Annotated in this window: 15 protein-coding genes; 5 read left to right on the top strand and 10 right to left on the bottom strand. The window is 63.6% G+C overall.

Features of this window, described 5'->3' with window-relative positions; translation table 11 throughout:
- The first annotated feature begins 53 nt into the window (after positions 1-53).
- Positions 54-869 (top strand): serine dehydratase subunit alpha, encoded by an 816-nt coding sequence (locus OPIT5_24540; protein ID AHF92886.1) that lies wholly within the window; start codon positions 54-56, stop codon positions 867-869.
- Here the strand turns inward: OPIT5_24540 and OPIT5_24535 are convergent.
- Entirely contained in the window at positions 864-2783 is a 1920-nt protein-coding gene (locus OPIT5_24535; GenBank protein AHF94740.1) for a hypothetical protein, read from the bottom strand. The two genes, OPIT5_24540 and OPIT5_24535, sit on opposite strands and share 6 nt — an antisense overlap.
- 16 nt (positions 2784-2799) lie before the next feature.
- A complete protein-coding gene (locus OPIT5_24530; GenBank protein AHF92885.1) occupies positions 2800-3840 on the bottom strand; it encodes a LacI family transcriptional regulator in 1041 nt (346 codons plus the stop codon).
- 271 nt (positions 3841-4111) lie between these two features.
- Here OPIT5_24530 and OPIT5_24525 point away from each other — a divergent pair, with 271 nt between their 5' ends.
- From OPIT5_24525 to OPIT5_24515, 3 genes are read left to right on the top strand one after another with little or no spacing between them, the layout of a single operon-like run.
- Positions 4112-5422, top strand: coding sequence for a hypothetical protein (locus OPIT5_24525; GenBank protein AHF92884.1), 1311 nt, complete (start codon positions 4112-4114; stop codon positions 5420-5422).
- A 29-nt stretch (positions 5423-5451) separates the two neighbouring features.
- Positions 5452-6351: an anchor protein gene (locus OPIT5_24520; protein ID AHF92883.1), complete on the top strand. Its 900-nt coding sequence runs from the start codon at positions 5452-5454 to the stop codon at positions 6349-6351.
- A 54-nt stretch (positions 6352-6405) separates the two neighbouring features.
- Complete coding sequence (locus OPIT5_24515; protein ID AHF92882.1) at positions 6406-7080, top strand: hypothetical protein; 675 nt, start codon at positions 6406-6408, stop codon at positions 7078-7080.
- Positions 7081-7189: 109 nt separating this feature from the next.
- Here the strand turns inward: OPIT5_24515 and OPIT5_24510 are convergent, their stop codons facing one another.
- The 3 genes from OPIT5_24510 to OPIT5_24500 all read right to left on the bottom strand — a co-directional run bounded on the left by OPIT5_24510 (position 7190) and on the right by OPIT5_24500 (position 10620).
- A complete protein-coding gene (locus OPIT5_24510; GenBank protein AHF92881.1) occupies positions 7190-8671 on the bottom strand; it encodes an MFS transporter in 1482 nt (493 codons plus the stop codon).
- On the bottom strand, positions 8668-9732 hold the full coding sequence (locus tag OPIT5_24505; protein ID AHF92880.1) for a phosphoglycerate dehydrogenase: 1065 nt from the start codon (positions 9730-9732) through the stop codon (positions 8668-8670). Before OPIT5_24505 ends, OPIT5_24510 begins: the two co-directional genes overlap by 4 nt.
- Positions 9733-9834: 102 nt before the next feature.
- A complete protein-coding gene (locus tag OPIT5_24500; protein AHF92879.1) occupies positions 9835-10620 on the bottom strand; it encodes an esterase in 786 nt (261 codons plus the stop codon).
- 387 nt (positions 10621-11007) lie between these two features.
- On the opposite strand from OPIT5_24500, the gene OPIT5_24495 reads away from it, so the two are divergent.
- Entirely contained in the window at positions 11008-12084 is a 1077-nt protein-coding gene (locus OPIT5_24495; GenBank protein ID AHF92878.1) for a LacI family transcription regulator, read from the top strand.
- Positions 12085-12105: 21 nt separating this feature from the next.
- Here the strand turns inward: OPIT5_24495 and OPIT5_24490 are convergent, their stop codons facing one another.
- The 5 genes from OPIT5_24490 to OPIT5_24470 are packed head-to-tail and all read right to left on the bottom strand — an operon-like array spanning position 12106 to position 19990.
- A complete protein-coding gene (locus OPIT5_24490) occupies positions 12106-13338 on the bottom strand; it encodes an N-acylglucosamine 2-epimerase (protein ID AHF92877.1) in 1233 nt (410 codons plus the stop codon).
- Positions 13335-16910, bottom strand: coding sequence for a heparinase (locus OPIT5_24485; protein ID AHF92876.1), 3576 nt, complete (start codon positions 16908-16910; stop codon positions 13335-13337). The genes OPIT5_24490 and OPIT5_24485 overlap by 4 nt, the downstream gene beginning before the upstream one ends.
- A gap of 15 nt (positions 16911-16925) precedes the next feature.
- Positions 16926-18212 carry an acetyl xylan esterase gene (locus tag OPIT5_24480; GenBank protein AHF92875.1) on the bottom strand — a complete coding sequence of 429 codons (1287 nt, stop codon included), beginning with the start codon at positions 18210-18212 and terminating at the stop codon, positions 16926-16928.
- A gap of 53 nt (positions 18213-18265) precedes the next feature.
- Positions 18266-19147: a hypothetical protein gene (locus tag OPIT5_24475; protein AHF94739.1), complete on the bottom strand. Its 882-nt coding sequence runs from the start codon at positions 19145-19147 to the stop codon at positions 18266-18268.
- 54 nt (positions 19148-19201) lie between these two features.
- The gene (locus OPIT5_24470; protein ID AHF92874.1) at positions 19202-19990 is read right to left on the bottom strand and encodes an N-terminal cleavage protein; all 789 of its coding nucleotides are present in this window, start codon (positions 19988-19990) and stop codon (positions 19202-19204) included.
- Positions 19991-20086 lie beyond the last annotated feature (96 nt).

The raw sequence follows: 20086 nt of genomic DNA, 5'->3' as shown, positions 1-20086 counted from the left end.
ATTACGATTCCGCCAAAGCGCTCGTTGCCCTCTGCGCCGCCCGCAACGGCACCATCGCCGAAGCCGCGCTGCAACGCGAGGCGGCCGAAACCGGTCGTCCTGCCGCCGATCTCCTCGCGCGGATGGAAAACTACTACCGCGTCATGCGCGACGCCGTCCGTCAGGGTCTCGCCCTGAAAACCCGTTCCACCAGCGGCCTCTCCGGCGGCGACGCCGCGCGGCTGCAAGCGTATTCGCAAACGCCCGACCCGCTGCTCGGTCCTCACCTGTCCCGCGCCGCCGCCTACGGTTTCGCCGTGCTCGAGCTCAACGCCCAGTTCGGTCGCATCGTGGCGACTCCCACTGCCGGCTCCGCCGGCGTTGTGCCCGCCTGTCTTTTTACGCTCGAGGAAACCCGCGGACTCACCGAACAGCAGGCCGCGCGCGCCCTGTTCACGGCGGCCGGCATCGGACTTGTCATCGGTCGCCGGGCTCCGTTTTCCGGCGCGCAGGGCGGTTGCCAGGCCGAAGTCGGCAGCGCCTCCGCCATGGCCGCCGCCGCCATCGTCGAGGCCGAAGGCGGCACGCCGCAACAGGCGATCGACGCCGCCGCCTTCGCGCTCATGAACACGCTCGGCATGGTCTGCGATCCGATCGGCGGATACGTCGAAGTCCCCTGCGTGAGCCGCAACGGCATGTTTGCCGTTCACTCCTTCCTTGCCGCCACGATGGCGCTGGCCGGCACGCGCTGTGTGGTGCCTTTCGACGATGTCGTCATCGCCATGCGCGACATCGGCCGCCGCATGCCCCGCGCCCTGAAAGAAACCTCGCAAGCCGGCCTCGCCACGACCCCGACCGGTTTGAAATTCCCTCCGCAGCCGGTGCTATAGGCCCGGAACCGCCGGTTTCATCCTGTCCTGTTCGATAAACCCGCCGGAGCAGGCATCGAACACCCGGTCGCCGGCTCCGGAGGGCGGAGCGGGGTCTCCGGCGGCCTCCGCCGTCGCGTCCACGGCGAACAGCTCGAGGCCCAGCGTGCGGCCGTCGCCGTTGCCCGCCTCGATCTCGCGGGGTATCCAGCCTTTGGTGACAATCCGCAGGGTTGCGGTGTCCGTAGTTTGCGCGGGGAGGCTCACCCGGAGCGTCTGCCTGCCGGCGCTGGTGATTGCCGCCAGGCGACGGTCGCCGAGCCAGACGCCCGCCTCGTCCGAAAGCGCGGCGGCCGGGACCCCGATGCGCAAGTCCAGTTCGTAGGCGCGCCCGGGGATGACCGGCAGATGAAATCGCGACTCCGCGCCCGACCAGCGCTTGGGGCCGGCCTTCTCCTGCAGGTGCCAGCCTTCCAGATAACGCGAATCGCCGGCGGCGCCCACCGTCACCCGGTAGCGGCTTTTCGCGTTTTCCGGCCAGACCAGCGTGTCCGTCTGGTTGGCGGACGCGATGACCCGGGCGCCGGGGGTAGCCTCCACCTGGAAGCCGGGGGCGGCGAGGTTGCCGGTGGCGATGACCACTCCGGCCTTCGGCCCGACTACCAGGTGCCTGCGGCCGTCGCGGTCGAAGCTGTTGCCCTGGAGGATGGCCCGGCCGGCCTCGATCCCGATGGCTCCGGCCGCATCGTCCCAGCGCTCGATCTGGCAGCCTTCGAGCGAGACGATGCCTTCCGGCGCCCGCATGGTCACCACACGGGTGATGTCGCCCCAGAAGGCGCAATTGGAAAACGCCACGCGGCCGTGCACGCCGGGGCCGATATCCACGGCCGCCGGAGCGCCTTCTCCCCAGCGGCCGACGATCTCGGTGTTGCTGATGAGCCAGTGGGAGTAGGCGGCTTCGAACTGGAAGGGCAAACGGGCGCTGTCCACACCTCCCCCGATGATCTTGCCGCACGCGCCCCGCCCGAAACCGTCTCCGGGCTTCGGGCTCGCGGAGAACTTGTAGCCCACCCCGTAACCGAAGCTGAAACAGTTGGTGAGGATCTGCCAGTCGGAGAAGCCGACCTCGATGGCGACGCCTTCCCGGTTGATCCATTGCGCATAGGGGTCGTCCACGGTGTAGCGGTGGCCGAAGGGCCAGAAGTGGACGTTCTCGATGCGGCCGACGTCCCAGATCTGATCGACGTAGATGCCGCGCCGTATCGGGTATCCGGTGACGTTCCGGATGAGGTGGCGCCCGGCGTTGACCAGACGGATGGCCTCCCAGGAATTGAGAAAAAAGCAGTTGAGAATGGCGATGTTGTCCACCGGGCCCTTGCCGTGCGCCTCGACCGCGACGGTGGGCGGATAGGGAACGGGCGGGATGACCGCGGGGTCCCACTCGGGGTAGCCGATGGCGAAGCCTTCGAGCACGGCATTGGCGCCGGTCAGCTCGATGAAGGGCGCGGAATCGGGCCGGGCGCGGCCGGCGTGGACCAGCAGCGACGAGCCGAGCCGGCCTTCGAGCATCCGGCGGAGATCCCCGTCGGGCGCCGAGGTGAAGGTGCCGCGCAGGGTGACGTTGGCCGGGATGCGCAGGGTGCCCTCGAAACGATAGCTGCCGGCCGGGACTTCGACCACGCCGCCGCCTTGCGCGGCGCAGGCGTCGAGGGCGGCCTGGAAGGCGCGGGTGTCGTCGGTCCGGGTGTCCCCTTTGGCCCCGTGTTCGAGGACGGATAGCGTATGCCGGCGGACCGCCGGCGGCGTCGCGGGGGCGGCGTCCGGCGCGGGCGCCTGCGCACGGCAGGCCGTCACGCCGGCGATGACCAGAAACAGAAGGAGGGAAGGTCGCATGATCATGAGAAGAACAGGAGCGGGCAGGTAATCGCGGGGCATTTTGTATACCGAATATTTAGCGGCGTGAGGACGCGATCGGGAGTGATTCACCATTACACCACGACCCATGCAACATGATATTCTGGATACGGTCCAGCGAGCCAAAGTCGTTATGATACAAACGTGAGACAACCCTTTCCACGGCGATTTTTCCGAACCGGCGGACATCCTGAAAAATCCCCGCACAGGGTCCTGAACTGGACGGCAATGTAAGGCTGGCCACCCCTGGACGTGAAGGTAGCGAGGCCAGCAATGGCAACCATTCCTCCTGCGCCGCGCCCAACGGGGAAATCACCGCGTCGGGCCGCTCCCGCAATGCCCATGTGCGCAACGCTTTCATGCGTTCTTCCGACGGCAATTTCCACTCCTCCAGCAGCAGGGGCTTCAATCGGCGCCTCACCGGCAACTTTTCCCGTTCGTGCAAATACGCCCCCAGCCAGTATCCTTCCAGCCGTTCCGAAAACGCCCTGCCTGCCACAAATCCGATCCGCTTGTAACCGTGCCGGAGGCACTCGGCGAAGGCCAATTGCATGGATTGAAAATGATCGTTGGCAATCCGTTCCAGCAGCGGAGTCTTGATGCTTCGGCCGAGCGACACCACGGCGAACTCGCTCAATTCAAGAGGAAAATCCGTCTGCCCATCCGGCAGCGGTGCAATGACCATCCCCCGGATGCCCCGCGCCATCAGGATGCCTTTCAAGCGTATGGCGGTCATATCCTCCGCGCCCAAATCGAATTCCTCTATCCTGAAACCGAGTTCATCCGCTTTTTCTTCCGCCCCTGCGAACATTTCGCGAAGCGCGGCGTATTGCCGCCAGGAATTTTTCGATGGATGGCTCGTCACGTAGGCGATGGTCTCGCCGTGCAGCCGCGTTCGCCGGTGGCGAATCTGCCCCATGAGAGCGGACACCAGCGGATTGGGGCGGTAACCCATCTCCCCCGATATTTTGATCAACCGCTCCCGGGTCGCCTCCGGTATGCTCGGATGGCGACGAAATGCCAGTGACACCGTTGTCTGGTGAACGCCTGCCGCCGCCGCCACATCCGCCATGGTCACCCTGCCGGTTCGTTTCGCAGGCGGATTCCCCGCACGGTTGCGCCCTGACCTTTTCTTCGATGTGTTTTTCGGGTTGCTCACTCTTGGACAAGAGTAACGTCGCTCTTTGCTCCTCGGCAAGCCGTCTTTATGACTTCATCATTCAATGAAAGACCTATTCAGAATACCCCTTGGCAGCCTCGTCCTGGTCATGCTGAGTGCTTCCGCCAGCTTCAGTGCCGGATCGACCGCTACTCCAGCCTCCGCTCCGGCTTCGACGATAATCTCGCCCTTGAGCCCGGCGCAGGAAACCCGAATCCGTCAGCGTCTCCCCATCTCGCGCGCCTGGTCCGGCCATCCGGTGGGTTTTGCGCTGCTGACCGACGCGCCCGGCAACCGCCAGTATGTCGCCTTTTATGACGCCGAACGCAACATGACTGTCGCCTCGCGCCCTCTCGACTCCGATACATGGGTCCCAAAAACCCTCCCCTCCCAAATCGGCTGGGATTCTCATAATTATATCACCCTCGCGCTCGATCGCGACAACCACCTTCACGTCGTCGGCAACCTCCACGCGACTCCCCTTGTTTATTTCCGCACCGAAACGCCCGGCGACGTCGCGACGCTTGAGCCGGTCTCCCGCATGACGGGCAAGCGCGAACAGCGGATGACCTATCCCCGCTTCATCAAGGATCACGATGGCAGCCTTGTCTTTTCATGGCGCGATGGAGGCAGCGGCAATGGCTCCACCTGGTTCAATCGTTACGACGAAAAATCCCGCGAATGGACTCCCTTGTTCGACACTCCTCTATTCGACGGACAGGGCAAAATGAACGCCTATCCCCAGGAACCCACCCCCGGTCCGGATGGTTTCTGGCACATCACCTGGGTCTGGCGCGATTCCCACCTCGCCGAGACCAATCACGACCTCGGCTATGCCCGCTCGCGCGATCTCCGCTCATGGGAAACGGTTTCCGGCCAGCCGGTCACATTGCCCATCACCCTCCAAACCCCGGGCGTCATCCTCGATCCCATTCCCGTCAATGGAGGCATCATCAACGGCAGCGGCCGAATCGGCTTCGACAACCGGAACCGCGTCATTGTCGCGTATCACAAGTTTGACGACAACGGCGCCACCCAGCTCTACCTCGCCCGGCCCGGCGAAGCCGGCTCATGGGACATCCGCCAGGCCACCCGCTGGACCTACCGCTGGGAACCGCGCGGACGAGGCTCCATCGGCTTCGAAATCCGTCATACCGGCGTAAAATACGATCCCGATCTCGGACTCTATATCTCAATCAACCACATTCGCCACGGCAACGGCGCCTGGTGGATCGATCCCGACATCCTGCGCCTCGGGCAACGCATTCCCAACGAGCAAGTCCCCGAACGCAATCCTCCTGAACTGGGTCGCGGTGTCCGCCCTCCCCTCACACTGCGCACCGCCACCGACACCGGCATCGCCCCCGCCGGCCTCCGCTATCTGCTTCGCTGGGAGGCGCTCCCCGTCAATCGCGATCTTCCGCATGAAGGCCCGCTTCCCGAGCCTGCCACTCTTGAGCTTGTCGTGCTTCAAACCCGTTCCGATCAGCCCACCCCGTAACCTGACGATACCATCAACCCGCTCCGATTATGAAAACAAACACCCGCACCCTGCTCCTCACGGCGGCAATCGCCGTCTCCGCCATCGCCGGCGCCAATCTCACGGCGCAGCCGCTCTTGTTGTACTACGATTTTAACTCCATCGCGGATCACGCCGGTAATACGATTACAGATGCTTCCGGCAACAGTCAGAACGGCGCCCTTGGCGGCTCTGCCACATGGGGGGCCGACAAAACCGGGGTCAGCGGCAAATCCGGCGACTACGCCTTCGACAACACCGCCACTTCCGGCATGGCGGGCGCAAACGGCGGCGTGATTTCCGCTCCCGCATTCAACACCGCCCTTACTTCCTTTACCGTTAGCATGTGGTTCAAAACGGATGAGGTGCTCTCCGGTTCCGCCCGACTCTTCAATACCGGCCAAGGATTTCTTCTCGCTGGCACGGATGACGGAAAGTTGACCTTCAACGGGAGAAAAAATGGCGAAACCAGTGGAAGTTCTCAAATGGTCGCTGTGACCAACGACATTTTTAAGACCCAAAACGAATGGATTTTCGTTGCTGTCACTTACGACGGCACCGGCTCCACTTCGAGCGTCGCCAAAATGTACGTTGGGACCGCTACCACCGGCGTCATCGAAATCGGTTCCGTCACATCAACCGCCACCTTTGGTGCGAAAAGCCTGGGTTCACTTTTCTTCGGCGCTACCAGCGCCAGTGCCACCAACGCTTTTGATGGATGGCTCGATGACATCCGGCTCTACGGCGCGACCTCCGGCGCGAGCGGCGCGCTCACGCTCGAACAACTCGAAGCCATCCGCCTCTCTGCCGCTCCGATTCCCGAGCCTGCGTCCGCCACCACCGTCCTTGCTGCTTTCGCCGTCGCAGCTGTTTTCTCCATCGGCATTACCAGGAAAATTCGGACAAAGTAGTCCGTTTCCCCTTTTTCTCGCTCCGCGTATCCCATACACACTTACATCATCCCCATGCCTCGCCACTCGATATTGCGCCGTCGCGCCTTCACGCTCGTCGAACTGCTGACCGTCATCGCCATCATCGGCATCCTTGCCGCCATCATCATTCCAACCGTCGGGAAAGTCCGTCTCTCCGCGGTCAAGGCCACCACCACAAGCAACCTCCGTCAAATCGGACTGGCCATCCAGCTCTATACCGAAGACTACCGGGGTACACTCCCCGGTCCCATAAAAACAGCCCAATACAACACCTACCGCAGCACAAACCCCGACACCCTGGGCCATTATCTGTGGTCTTATCTCGGACTCAGTGAAATGACCACGACGACCAAAACCATTCCTGTCTTCGCGAATCCCGCCCACACGCGTCTCCGCCGCGCCGATACGGCCCCCGTATTTCTCGCCTGCCAGGAAGTTCAGGACAAAAACGGTGTTACCCTTGACGGCATGACCAATCAGACTCCTTGGGGATATCCCGGACGCGCCGCACCCAACGGCCAGCCTCGCAGCATCACCTTCATTCCTGACCGGGCGCAAAGCTGGGCCTTGCAGGATGCCGACGCAGATCACCCTTACGCCCAAGGGGCGGGCTGGCAGAGCCAGCTCCCTGAGCACCCCGTATTTGGAAATATCCGCACGACGCTTTACTTCGACTGGCACGTGGAGGCACGCCCGGTTGCGCCATAAGGGAACCTGCCCTCAAACGAGGACGTCATTTGAATAGAAACCCCGCAAGCCGCCCTCGCCACCACACCCACCGGCCTCCGCTTTCCTCCGCAGCCGGTATAGCATCCGGTCACTCGGGAGCCACATACCTCCGGGCGCCCCCCAATCGTCGCCACCGGGAGTGGACCCGGAACAGCGCGACCAGACCGACTGCCCCCAGCACGCTGCTGGCCAGATAGGTATACCGGTAAACATGCCCGGCATGATCGAGCATCCGTCCTGTCGCCGGGGCGATCAGCATCATTCCCAGAGCGGTGAGCATGCCCGCTGCCGATGCAAACTGCGCGAAACGCGAGTGGGGGAACAGCCGTTGTCCCAACGATGCCGAGCAGGTAAAAAAGCAGCCCGACAACACGCTGTGCAGCACAAACGCCACCGCGAAGGTGCGCGTGTCGCCTGCAAAAAAACCGCCCCACCCCGCGGCCAGCACGTACAACCCCAGCATCAGCATGCTCGCCCGCAGCGGATGAATCCGGTCCGCCAGCCACCCCAGCGGATACGAAAACACGAGGGAAATCAGGAACGTCAGCGCGATGTACCTGCCGTAGACCGTCATCGGCATGTCGACGCTTTTCGCAAAAAACACACTGAAGAGATTCACCGGAACGAATGCCAGCGTCGCCAGCGTGATCCCCGTGAAAACCCACACGTAATAGGAGTTCCCGAAACATTCCCGGAAGTAGATTCGCACGCCTTTCGGGAATCCGGTCACCCGGTCCGAAGCCCCGGACGTATCCGCAACCTCCGGACGAGGGGGCAACGGGTATTCGCCTTCCCTCACCTTCAGGCACATCACTGTAAACCCGACGCCGTAGAGCAGGCCGACCCCGATAAAAACCCATTCGTAATGGCTCTCCGCCCGGCCCAGCAGCCAGTAGTTGAAAATCATCCCGGCAATCAGGCTCAGCGCGCGAAACAATCCGTAAAAACGTCCCAATAGCGGTCCCGGCACCACGTCGTTGATCAATCCCGTGAACACGGCGTTGGCCGCGACCGTCGCGATCTCGAACACGGTCCAGAACACACCGAACACGATCATGGTTGCCGCATACAGGCCCGGCGACTGTCCGCCCAGGGCCGCATCCAGCCACCGGCCCAGCGCCGGTGTAAATGCCAACCCGGCCATCGAAAGCGCGGCCAGCGGCGTTGTCGCGATCAGGTAGGGGATCCGTCGCCCCCGGCGTCCGCGGTGCCGGTCGGAACGATAGCTGATGACCGGCCCCAGGATCATCGTGATCGCGCTCGGCAGCGAACCGATCAGAAAACCCGCCATCATGTCGGACGCCTGCAACTGCCGCAGCATCAGCTGCACCACCGATGTCACCGAACGCTCCTTCATCGACCACGCGAAATCCCCCCACAGCAGCCAGCAGAACAGCGCCACCAGACCACCCGCGCCATACGTCAACGTCCCGGCCCGCCAGACTTTCCCCGCCGGTTCTCCCGCTCCGGCAGCCGGCAGAGGCTCCGCCAGGACCGGAAGCGGGAGGCCCGTCTCCTCCGGCAGGGAGGAGGTTTCCGCCCCGGATGGCGGCGCGTCTTCTGTCTTCATGTCGAGCGGTCGTAGATTTCCGGAGTCACCCGCCCGTCCGGCTCCCGCCCTCGCAAGAACCGCCCGATGTTGCGCAAGGCAAATTCCCCGAAACGCGGGTACTGATCCGTCGTCGGCCCGCCGATGTGCGGAGAAAAAACCGCCTCGTTCACCCGGTACAATCGTGACCCCGGCGAGAGCGGCTCATCGCACACCACATCGAGCGCGATCCGGATCCGGCCGCTCTCCGCCTCACGGACCAGCGCCGCCTCGTCGACAATATGCCCGCGGGCCACGTTGACGAAAACCGCGCCGTCCGGAAGTCGCGCGAGCGCCTTCGCATCCACGCTGCCTTCGCTGGCCGGCGTGAGGCTTTCGCACTCGAAGATCACGTCGCTTCCCGCAAACAGCTCCGCCAGCGAAGCGCAGGGCGTCACCGCCTCGTCGCGAAACGCCGCCTCCGGCACTCCCGGCGACCAGGCCCGCACCGACGGGCGAAACGGACGCAGCAGGCGCACCAGCGCCCGCGCCACCGCTCCGAACCCGTGAATGCCCACCGACCGCCCGAAAAGAGAACGCGTGCCCAGTTGCGACGATTCGCTGCCATGCCGGCTGTTACGGATAACGCGATCCCACGAGCCGAGGTTGCGCAGGGCCGCCAGCGCCAGCAGCAACGCATGCTCGGCCACCGTTTCCGCCGCGAGGCTCCCCCAGTTGGAAACCACTCCGCCGCGTTCGATGAAGCGGCGCGGCACCAGCGCCTTCACCGAACCGGTCAGGTGACACACGTAGCGCAGCGGGCAGTCATCCGCATCCAGCCATGCCGCCGGCAGCGGCCGGCTGGACCACCCGGTCAGGATAATCTCCGGCCGCAGTTGTTCCAGCAACGCCGCCGTCATCAAATCAGGGTGATCGATCCAGGTGACCTCTGCCGCCAGTCCGGCGAATTTTTCTTCGCCCTGGCGGAAGAACAGCGCCCGGTCGCGGGCCGAAATCGCGCACAACAGCCGCGCCGGTCTTGCCGGCTCCGTGCATTGCGCGGAGCCGGCGACATTCTGTTCCTGATCTGGTAGCGCCTGCATAAGGGATTGGATCGGTTCTCCATAGCCTCGCCCCGGCACGCACCGTTGGCCACCCGCGGCACGGTAACACAGGTCAACCCGCCGCCCTCCCCCGGGCCGGCCTCATCCCCGAAGGGTCCGGTCGAACCAGTCGGCAAACAGCCTGATATCCGTGATCATGCCAATCCACCCGTGATTTTTTCCGGGACGCTCGATCAGCTCGACCTCCGTCCCGTGACGCCGGGCCTCCTCCCGAAAGCGCACCGACTGGTCGAGAGGCACCAGCGTATCGGCCGTCCCGTGAATGATGAGCGTGGGCGGCATTGCCGCCGGGATGTGGTAGATCGGCGACATCTCCCGGCCGACCGGACGCCACGGACCCGGATCGCGGGAAGCCAGACCAAAGCCGCGCACGTAGCTTTTGGGCGGGCCGTCATCATGCAGGTTCTGCGTGGAGTTGCCCAGATTGAGCAGATCGGTGACGGGAAAAAACACGGCCACCGCCTGCACCGCGCTGCTTTGCCGCTCGACCGGATCGGCGGCATCCGCAGCGCCCTCGCCGCCACGCGTGGCCAGCATCAGCGAAAGATGTCCGCCGGAACTGCCACCCGTTACCCCGATCTTTTCCGGATTCACACCGTAGTCGCCGGCATGGTACCGGACAAACCGCACGGCGCGGTTCACATCCGCCACGATGTCCATGATCGTGACCTCCGGCTGGGAAATGTGGTGGACGGCAAACAGGGTGTAGCCTCGCCGGAGGAGCGGCGCAGCCAGCCAGGGATCGAAAGGTCCGGTCCGGGATTTCCAGCTGCCGCTTACCATGACAATCACGCCAGCGCCGTTGGGTCGCTCCGGCTGGATTACATCCATCAGCAAAGGCCTGTCCTGCCTTTTCCCGTACACCACTCCCGGGGTAATTGCGCAGGACGGATGAAAATAGATCCAGGCAACGCCGGCCGTCAGTCCGGCCAGTACGATCATACCGAGGCATGACCGCCAAAACCATCCGGGTATTCGCCGCCGCAACGGCCGGGAAGATTCTTTTGTCATGGGTGTAAATCAGCTGCCGGGATGAAGACTGGTGAATCTCGAAAAAATAGCCACGCCGGAAAACAGAATGCCGGCAACACAGGACAACTGCGCCGCGCCGGCCAGTTTCCACCAGCGCCGGGCGGGACGGTCAGAGAATGCCCGGGGACGCTGGCAAATTCCGCATTCCGGCACCATGACGATCTTTTGACACAGGTTAATAGCCGGCAATTCCGGTTGAGAACTTGCCTGAACCCGGCAGTGTTGACGCTCATGGGAATGAAACGGACTACGCAGCGGGATATCGCGGCCAAGGTGGGGGTAGGACGGAGCACGGTCACGCTCGCCTTGCAAGATCATCCCAGGATCGCGCCCGAAACCCGCCGGCGGATCCAGGAAGTGGCCCGTGAACTCGGCTACTCGCCCGATCCCTTTCTCGCCGGCCTCGCCAGTTACCGGAACCGCCAGCGCACGGCCGCCTTTCATGGCACCATCGCGTGGCTCGTCAATTTTGAGGACGGGCCGTATCCATGGAAAAAATACCCCCACTACCTGCTTTATTTTCAGGGAGCATCCCGCCGGGCCCTTCATCATGGTTACCAGCTTGAGGAAATTCACCTCAACGAAAAGGGACTTTCTCCCGCGCGCATGGCCGGCATCCTCCATGCCCGCAACATCACCGGCGTCCTCCTCTGCCCCCAGCCCAAGGCCGAAATGGAAGTGGATTTCGCCTGGCACGAGTTTTCGGCCGTCACCTTCGGTTATTCCCTGCTGAAGCCGTCCTTCCACACCGTCGCCGCCGCGCATTTCCTGAATACGCGGAATGCCATGCAAGCTCTGATCCGGCGCGGCTACCGGCGCATCGGCATGGTCATCGACGAGGACATCAATCGCCGCTGCGGACACAATGTGCAGGCCGGTTACCTGATCGAGCAAACGCTGCTTGGCGGGAAAAAGGGCGCCGGGCAAATTCCCGTCGAACCCCTCTTCGACTACGATTCGCGGCGCGGCCCCAACGCGACGGATTCGCGGAACCTCGTCCGTTATATCGAGCGTCAGCAGCTGGATGCCATCCTCACGTCCGATTACCGTATTCTCGAAAACCTGACCGCAGCCGGCATTTCCGCCCCGGATGATATCGGGGTGGCAGGCATCAGCCTGCCCGTCGGGGAAGGCCCTCTTTCCGGCGTCGTCGAGGACAGTGAGCAGGTAGGGGCCCTCGCCGTCGACCTGCTCGTCGGCATGATGCAGCACAGGGAGCGCGGCGTGCCGCCCGCGCCTACGCGCACCCACCTCGAAGGTATCTGGCACGAAGGCCGCACCTTGCGGCCGGCTCCGTGACCTGGCGATGCCAGGCGGAGTTCATTCCGGCTTCGCCGCCTGCATGCGCTCGACGGACTGCCAGGCGAGGAGCTGCATGCGAGGGAGGTGGAAGCAGCCCTTGTACATCGTTCCCTTGACCCGGGTGGAGAGGGAACCGTCACGATGGAGGTAGCCGAACCATTCACCATGCTCCTTGTCGGGAAAGTGCGAATACGTCCAGTCGTGGACTTTTGCATGCCAGTCGGCGAAGCGAGGTTCGCCGGTCAGTTCGGCGGCGAGGAGCGTGGCGATGACGGCTTCGTTGTGTGGCCACCAGAATTTCATGTCGTGCCAGTATTCCGTACAGGGGAGGCCGCGGGCGTCGCGAAAATAGAAGATGCCGCCGTGTTCCCGGTCCCAGCCGAGTTCGAGCGACCAGTCGATGATCTGCGCGCCGAGGCGGACGAGATCGCCGGCCTCTTCGCCTGTCCGCCGACGCTGCCGCGCTTCCTCGAGGATAAACCAGCCGGCCTCGATGGAGTGTCCGGGGTTCACGCAGCGGCCGTCGAGGTTGTCGATAAAGCCGCCGTCAGGAGAGACTGTTTCGAGGACGCAGCGGAGTTCCGGTTTGACGAAGTCGGTGGCAATCTCGCTGATACAAGCGTCGATCAGCTCCCGGCAGGATTTCCCGAACTCCGGATGGTGCTTGCGCAATTCCTGGGCTGTGACGAGCAGGATCATGGGCATGGCCAGGCCCTTCATCGGCCGGGTTTCCGGACGGGTCTTCGGTGGCAGCAAACCCGGTGTACGGTGGTAATGCAGCACCCGGGCAAGCAACCCTTCCGCCCTTTCGAGCCAGCGCGTTTCGCCCGTGGCATGGCCGCAGGCGGCCAGCGCGATGATCGCGAAGCACTCGGAAAACTGGTAACGACGTTTCCGCAACGGACGGCCCTCGCGGGTGACGGAAAAAAACATCCGCCCGTCGTCGTCGAAGCAGTGGCGCTCGATGAACCCGACTCCCGAACGCGCCCACGCAAGCCATTCGGCGCGCGGCTCCACTTCGAGGTATGCCGTCGCCAGCATCCAGGCCATGCGCCCCTGGAACCATACGGATTTGTCCGTCTGCAAAAGAGTGCCGTCCCGATCACGGCAGGTGAAATATCCGCCATGTTCCGTATCCACGGATCCGGGAAACCAGAACGGCAGCGTGTCATTCACCAGACCGTCACGATAAACGGATCGCAATTGCGCCAGTCGTGCGGCGGAGAAGGGAGCAAGTGTCACCGGCTTCATGGCAGGATGTCTTCCGAAAACGAAAGCCGGATGGCTCCTCCCGTGAACAGCGCCACCGGTATGAGCACCAGGCCGGAGGCGTCGGGGCGGAGTTGTGTCCGCGCCGCATCGTCAACGATCACGACACGGCGCGCTCCGTCCGTCATCTGCGGCAATTTCAGCGTCACATCCATGTTTGCCTCCAGCTGCCAGCTGCCGTCGGCCCGGCGATCCAGAACCGCCAGGGAGGAGATGCGCATCCGGTCGCCGGGTTGCGTCGCCATGATCCGGTAAAACCGTCCAGCCGCGATTCGTCCCGGATCAGTGACCGCGAGACGGTCTTTCGCCAGATATTCACGGACGACAGTCGCGGGTTCCCCCCTCTCCTCGTCGAGCAACAGATGCCCGTGGAACACCCGGCCGAAATTCGGCTGGCCGGCCGGAATGGCCGCGAGCTCATTGGGCCAGAGCGTCTTCACCACCGCACCGGCTTCCTTGCGCTCGACCTTCAGGCGGGAGGCGGAGACAGATTGGCTGCTGAAGGTGAACACCGTGCCGCCAGCCTCCGCGCGCATGTCCTCGATGGTGAAAAACTCGTTGCCGGCATACGGGATCTTCGCCTGCGGTGCTGACGAAAAGACTACGCCCTGGCCGGCGAATGTCGCCGCCTCCGGCAAAGCCGTGTCCACCCGCACTTCGCGGGGAGTGACACGCGTGACCGTTCCCTCCCATGCCGTAGCCGGCAGGCGCAACTCGAAATCGTTCGCCTTCAGACCGGTGCCCTCGCTGAGCATGGCCGTCAGCAAGGCGCCACTCCGGTCACGACGCACAAAACCGCGTTTGCCCGCCAGCGCCGCATCCTTTGTCCGGAGCGGTTGTGGTGTGGAAGAAACCAGCACCGTGTCGCGGGTGCCGTCCGCATGCTCCGCAACCAGGCCGACGTTGTCCGTTCCCATACCGTCGAGCCAGTGAATCGACGCCAGCGGCCACACGCCCGCAGCCGGTTCCCCGACCTGGGTTATGGTCACGAAACGGCTCCGCAGCCCGGCGCCGCCCTCCGCCTGCGGCGGCAGTTTGGAGTTCAGGGTTTCCCGTTTGGAGTTGTTGGTTTGCTCAACTCCAGACTCTGGACGCTGAACTGTAAACTGCGGCGAAGTCGCTGCCTGACGGCGGGCGATGACCACGTCCTGCGAGTGACCGGCAAAGAGCGTCGGCGTCTTGCCGGTGATGACGGTCTGGCCGTCGGGATTGAGCATGGACAGACGCATGGCATGCTTTCCGTCGTGCAGGAGCCAGGTCGCGCTCCAGTCATTCTTCGCCTCGGCCGCCTTCACATCCCACACAAAACCGTAGCCGTTGCCCGGCGCCGGATTCCAGTCGTGCGACGCGAGCTTTTCTCCGGGAATCCCGACGTTGCGAATGGTGCCGGAGCCCACCTCGAGCCGCTCGCCCCAGCTCCTGCCCTCCTGGTTGAAGGATGCACGCCGATATTCCGGATTGCCGAGTGCGGCCAGAGACCATACGCCCGCGACGCGCACGGGCGTCACTCCATCCACCGCGAACGCATCGTCGCGGGGTGGGTCCACAAACGGCGCATTCCACACATAATCGTGCGTGCGCCCGCCCTCGACGCGGAAGATGTCGACAAAATAACTCTCCTTGCCGCCCGGCATGTCCACCAGCCAGGTCTGGCGGCGGTATTCCTTCAGACCGGCGCCTTGCCACTGATGCGGGTTGGACATCTCGATCAGCTGCGCCGGTCCTGCCGGCACATACCCGTCGATGCTCGCCGGCGGTTTCGGGGTCGCGGGCGGGATGGCGGCACCGGGTATCGGCGCATGCAGATCCTCGTCGACGACCACCATCTTGTGTGCCACGGCCTGCACGCCCCAGCCGCGATGGTCGGGCGTGCCGGCAAGCTTGTATCCGTATTCTCCGGTCAATGACATCCCACGGGCGTAAAGCGTGATCGCCATCTGGTCGCTGTGGGTGTGGGAGGCAGTGGCCCCGCCCCGGATAAACAGGGAGCGCTGGCCGGCTCCTTCGCCGGCGCGCAGGATGGCGATTCGCTTCTCCCCGGAAACGACCGGGTTTTCCCCGGTCAGGGCAGCCGGCAACGAAGCCGCCTCCTCCTCCGGGCGCGGCAGATCGGTCCACTGGCCCGGTCCAAATTCCAGGATACCTTCGCGGCGGTACCGGACGCTTGCGCGGACGGCCTCGGGGAGCTGCCAGTAAAGCTGGCTGCAAAGGCGACGCCAGGCAGGATTGTCCGTCGCATGCCAGGCCGCTTTCAGATAAATGACCTTCTGGCGGGTGTAGATCGAGTTGAGCGGATCGTCAGGTCGCGTGGTGGCGGTTCTCCCGGGAGTAAACCGGTCGGCAGGGGCATCTCCGTACTGGGGCTGACGGTACAGCGTGGTCAGTCGCCAGAGCGAGGGAACGACGGTGTTGAACCACTCCGGAATCTCACCGAAACGCAACCGGTGCGGATACGCGGCCGGAGCGGGAAACCGGGAAGGATTTTCGTAATTGGCCGGAGAATACCTCGCCAGCGGGAGCAAAAGACGGCTGCCGTAAATGCGCCCCAGGTAAACATAGGTGGCGCTGAGTTCATAATATTCGCCGTCGCGATCGATCGTGTTGTCGATAAAACCATAGGCGGCCTCGATGCCCGAGCGGATGTCGTCGGGATAACCGAAGAGAACGGCTTGCGTCAGCAGGTTCGCCCAGGCGGAAATGGCGTGGTTCTGAAAGCTGTTGCGCCTGTCGGTGTACCCTTTCTCGAAAACGGAAAAATAGTTTCTTCGGATGTTCTCGAACACGCTGAGGCCGGGATTCCCTTGAGATGGCTGCGATGCCGCCGGGGTTCTGCCCACGAGGTCGAGGGCCAGGGCGGAAGCGACCATGCGGTCGTTGGCGACATTGCCCGCGTAGAGAAAAAAACCGTAACCCGTCCCGACCGGATGCGGCCAGTCCACCGGACCATCCTGCGCCGGCCGTTGCGAACGCAGGGTCGCCAGATTGTCGAGAATGAGAAGAGCCCGCGTGGCGTAGTCCTCCCGTCCGGTCAGCATCCAGGCGAGCGAGAGGTTGTCGACGGCCTCGTGCAGCATGCGGACGGCGTGGGCATTCCATACGCCTTTGAAATAAAAAACCTTCCTGTCCGAGGGGCGCGTCCAGCCGCGCCCGTCGTCGTAGTACATTTCTCCGGGTTTCTCCCGGCCGTAGATATCGCCGGTGTGGGGCGACTTCACGCTGAAGGGACGATCGAGCGAGGCCTCGCCGTCGCGCCCCCACCAGGACCAGGGTTTGTTGACCCTGGGATCGCCGGCGAAACCGTAGGCAAAAACCGCGTCGGCGGACGGCACCAGCGCCTGCGTCTCCGCCCGGCTTCGCGCCATCCACTGGTCCGCCTGGCGAATAAATTCACTGGCGATCCGGCCGGCGACGGGATCGGTCTCCACGATTTCCCGCACGCGGACGATATCGGCCGGCGTGTAGAGCAGTCCGCGGACAGGCCTGACTTCGGAGGCGTCGGCAAAGGACAACATGGCAAGGAAGCTGGTGAAAAAGACGAGGCAGATACGGATCATCGGGTATGGAGAACGTTATTTGCGGGAGGCCACATGGTCGCGGATGGCCTGGCGCATGCGGGCGACGGCCTCCGGAGTGTTTTCATGGCCGGCGGCGATGTCGTTGTAGATCGATTTGGGCGAGACCAGAGCGTTGTACGCCGCATACACGGTGGTCGGCGGGCAAGTGCTGTCGATGAAACCCGCCGTGAAAAATCCGGACGCGCGCGTGCGGGCGGCAAAATTGACCATGTCGAAGTAGCGGGCAGTTTCGAGAATCCGGGCATCCGGCCGGCCGTCGGAGCGAACGGGAACAAGCCGGGGCCAGCCGGCGACGCGCCCCGCGATCATGCCGGAATGGTCGCACATGGCCGGCACACCCGCGCCGAAAAACGTCACACGGTTGTCGATACCGGCGACGGCGATCGCCTGCGCTCCGCCCTGGCTGTTGCCCTGGACAACGATCGTGCGGCCATCCCATTCGGGCTGCGCCACAAGGACATCGATGGCGCGAACGGCGCGCAGGAACATGCCGAGAAAATAAAAGTCGTCGCGCGATTCCCTTCCTCGCGTCTTGTAGTCGATGAGCGGCCCCTTGTAGAGCTCTGCGTAATACTCGCGCGGACGGCCGTTGGGCAGACCGTGCGCATTGATGTCGAGGGCGAGCATGCCTTCGCGCGCCCAGCCGATGGCGGCGGCCATGCGGGAGTCGAAGACGCCCGCGCCGTGCAGCGTCAGGATCGCCGGGAGGGCTTTGCGGGCCGCGCCCTGCGGCCGCGCGAGGTAGCCGGAAACCGGTGCCCCGCCCAGGCAATCGGCCTGCAAATCGAAAACGTCGACGCCGGCCGCGGGCGCCTTCACCGCAGTGAGGCGCGCGTTGAGCGGCACGCGGGCGAGTTCCGCCTTTTTCGCCTCCCAGAACGCCGCGAAGTCATCCGGCATCGGCAGACTCGGGCGGATCGAAAGCGGAGACACTCCTGCTCCGGCCTGGGCGGTCACCACGTTGCCGCCGCTTTCCGTCAGCGTAACGGTGCAGCGCAAGAACCCCGGCTCGTCCAGCTTCCCGGTCACCCGGGTCATCCCGGTTTTCAGGGTTACCGTGCCGCTCTCCAGAATCGGACCGCCGTCCTTCGCAAGCGTCCACCCGACCTGGCGATCCTCGACCGGCCGGCTGTCGTCCGGCTTCAGCCGGATGATGAAAATCACCGGTTCGTTCTCCGCGTAGAGCGCGTCAGCCCTGTCCGCGGCGACGGTCAGCAAGGAGTCGGCAAGACCGGTCGCAGCGGAAAACAGCGCCAGCAAGAATGAAAAGGAAGAACGCATAAGCGGTTTCAGATAGTCGCGATTGCAGGGAAACAGAGGCGGCGCAACGGGGTTCATGCCTCCGGACCGGGGGCGCGCCTGCCGCGGAATCCGCGTCGGCAGAGTGCGATACCTGCGAGTGCCATGCCTGCCGTCAGCAGCGCGCTTGTCGCCGGTTCGGGCACCGGCGCTCCGGGCGTGTAGTCAAATGTCAGCGCCGGATGCGCGGCCAGGGTGCTGTGCTCGGAGGTATAAAAGGCGAAGGCGATCGCATTGTCGGAAGTAAAGGCAAGCCCGGCATTGTTTCCCGGCGAGTTGATCCAGCTCATGACGATGCTCGAAGGCAACGAGAGCGTGATATATTGGGTCGCCGCGGCGGTCGTAAATGAAATGCTGGCCGCAGCGGTGGAGGCACGGTCGGCCGGACCAAAATTGTCTCCGCTGGCCCACGCTCTTTCGCCGGTGGAGAGAGCGGCGCCGGAGACCTCCCCCGCTTCAGCCGCCACAGCCCCGTTCTTGTTGCCGGTATGGGCCTGCCAGCCGGCGTTGGCAGGGTCGATCACGTAAGCAGAAAGCGTGATCGTCAGACCCTGGTTCGCCACAACATTCGTTCCCTGGATACCCAGAGTGAGAGTGACGTTATCGACTGCGGAAACCTTTCCGGTCAGCGAAGACAGGTCGAAACCGAGAAGCGCGATGTAGCCGCTGCTGCTGAAGGAGGCCCCGACCAGTCCTCCATAATTGTTCTGATTGTTGGTGCGGATGGTGACATCACTGGTGCCGTCATAAGCAGCGTCGCCGGAGAATGCGTTCACGACGCCATCCCGGAAGGTGATCGTCTCGGCGGCACGCGCCAGAACGGAAGAAAGGACAAATGTGGCGAGAAACAGACAGAGTTTCCGGTGGCAGGTCGCCTTGCCGGAGACAGCGCGAAGCGTTGTGGTGTTTGAATGCATGGGAGATGTTGTCGTTTATTTTTTATTACAGATTTCCGGAAGAGAGCCGGGTTTTCACTGGCGGATGCCCGCCATCACCAGGATGCGGGCATTGGTGCTGCCCGCCGCCTCGATTTTGTCTTTCGGGAAGGCCCGGACGCTGCCGTCGAGGTACACGACGGTGCATCTGGGACCGTTGAAGCCTGTCGCCTCGATGTTGGTTCCGATCATATCGGAATAAAGAGGCGTGCGCATGTTGACCGAACCGCTGTCGATGCGGTCATTGGCCAGATCGTAACCGAAAGGGGGGCGACCATCGGCATCGGGGCCGGGCAGCAGGGAATAGAAAATGTAACCGATCAGATACGAGCCGCCCTCCGGACCCTTGAACGAGTTCGGCTGGCGACCTTCGTTCAGCACGGGAGTGAAAGGACCGTAAAAAACCTCGGGTGACGGAATATAATCGGCAGTCCCGGTGCATCCGGTCCATCTGGAGCTCAGCAGGCGGCGGCAGCCGGTGCCCAGATTGGTGCTGTATCCGCTGGTATAACGCGGCCTCGTGCCCTCCGTGTCATAAGTCGTGGCCGGCAGGCGTCCGCGGTTGTCGGTGGCATAAGCCAGACTGCCGATGCCCAGGGTGCGCAGGTTCGAGGCGTTCTGAACCTGCCGGGCAGCCTGCCGGACCTTGCTGACCGCCACGAGCGTGATGGCGGCGAGGATGCCGATGATGGCAACCACCGTCAGCAGCTCGATCAATGTAAATGCTGCGAAGGAGCGACTCCTGTTCCGCTCCGGGCGAGCCGGCACAACTGTTTCCGGCACACAGGTATTTGTTCGTGAATTCTGAAGCATGGCTTTTGTCATTCCGGGTAACGCAATGCAGCCTGCATTCCAGGAGGGATGACCAACAACCCCTGCGAAGCTGACTCAGGTTACTTTCAGACTGCCCCGCCATCCCCG

The sequence above is a fragment of the Opitutaceae bacterium TAV5 genome, from assembly GCA_000242935.3.
GTDB lineage: Bacteria > Verrucomicrobiota > Verrucomicrobiia > Opitutales > Opitutaceae > Geminisphaera.
This window is presented reverse-complemented; position numbering and strand designations above follow the sequence as displayed.

What these genes read in the sequence shown, in the direction of transcription:
- OPIT5_24470 (AHF92874.1), bottom strand. Translation starts at nt 19,990, where the DNA reads ATGACAAAAGCCATGCTTCAGAATTCACGAACAAATACCTGTGTGCCG.
- OPIT5_24515 (AHF92882.1), top strand. Translation starts at nt 6,406, where the DNA reads ATGCCTCGCCACTCGATATTGCGCCGTCGCGCCTTCACGCTCGTCGAA.
- OPIT5_24505 (AHF92880.1), bottom strand. Translation starts at nt 9,732, where the DNA reads ATGCAGGCGCTACCAGATCAGGAACAGAATGTCGCCGGCTCCGCGCAA.
- OPIT5_24485 (AHF92876.1), bottom strand. Translation starts at nt 16,910, where the DNA reads ATGATCCGTATCTGCCTCGTCTTTTTCACCAGCTTCCTTGCCATGTTG.
- OPIT5_24535 (AHF94740.1), bottom strand. Translation starts at nt 2,783, where the DNA reads ATGCCCCGCGATTACCTGCCCGCTCCTGTTCTTCTCATGATCATGCGA.
- OPIT5_24490 (AHF92877.1), bottom strand. Translation starts at nt 13,338, where the DNA reads ATGAAGCCGGTGACACTTGCTCCCTTCTCCGCCGCACGACTGGCGCAA.
- OPIT5_24475 (AHF94739.1), bottom strand. Translation starts at nt 19,147, where the DNA reads ATGCATTCAAACACCACAACGCTTCGCGCTGTCTCCGGCAAGGCGACC.
- OPIT5_24480 (AHF92875.1), bottom strand. Translation starts at nt 18,212, where the DNA reads ATGCGTTCTTCCTTTTCATTCTTGCTGGCGCTGTTTTCCGCTGCGACC.
- OPIT5_24520 (AHF92883.1), top strand. Translation starts at nt 5,452, where the DNA reads ATGAAAACAAACACCCGCACCCTGCTCCTCACGGCGGCAATCGCCGTC.
- OPIT5_24510 (AHF92881.1), bottom strand. Translation starts at nt 8,671, where the DNA reads ATGAAGACAGAAGACGCGCCGCCATCCGGGGCGGAAACCTCCTCCCTG.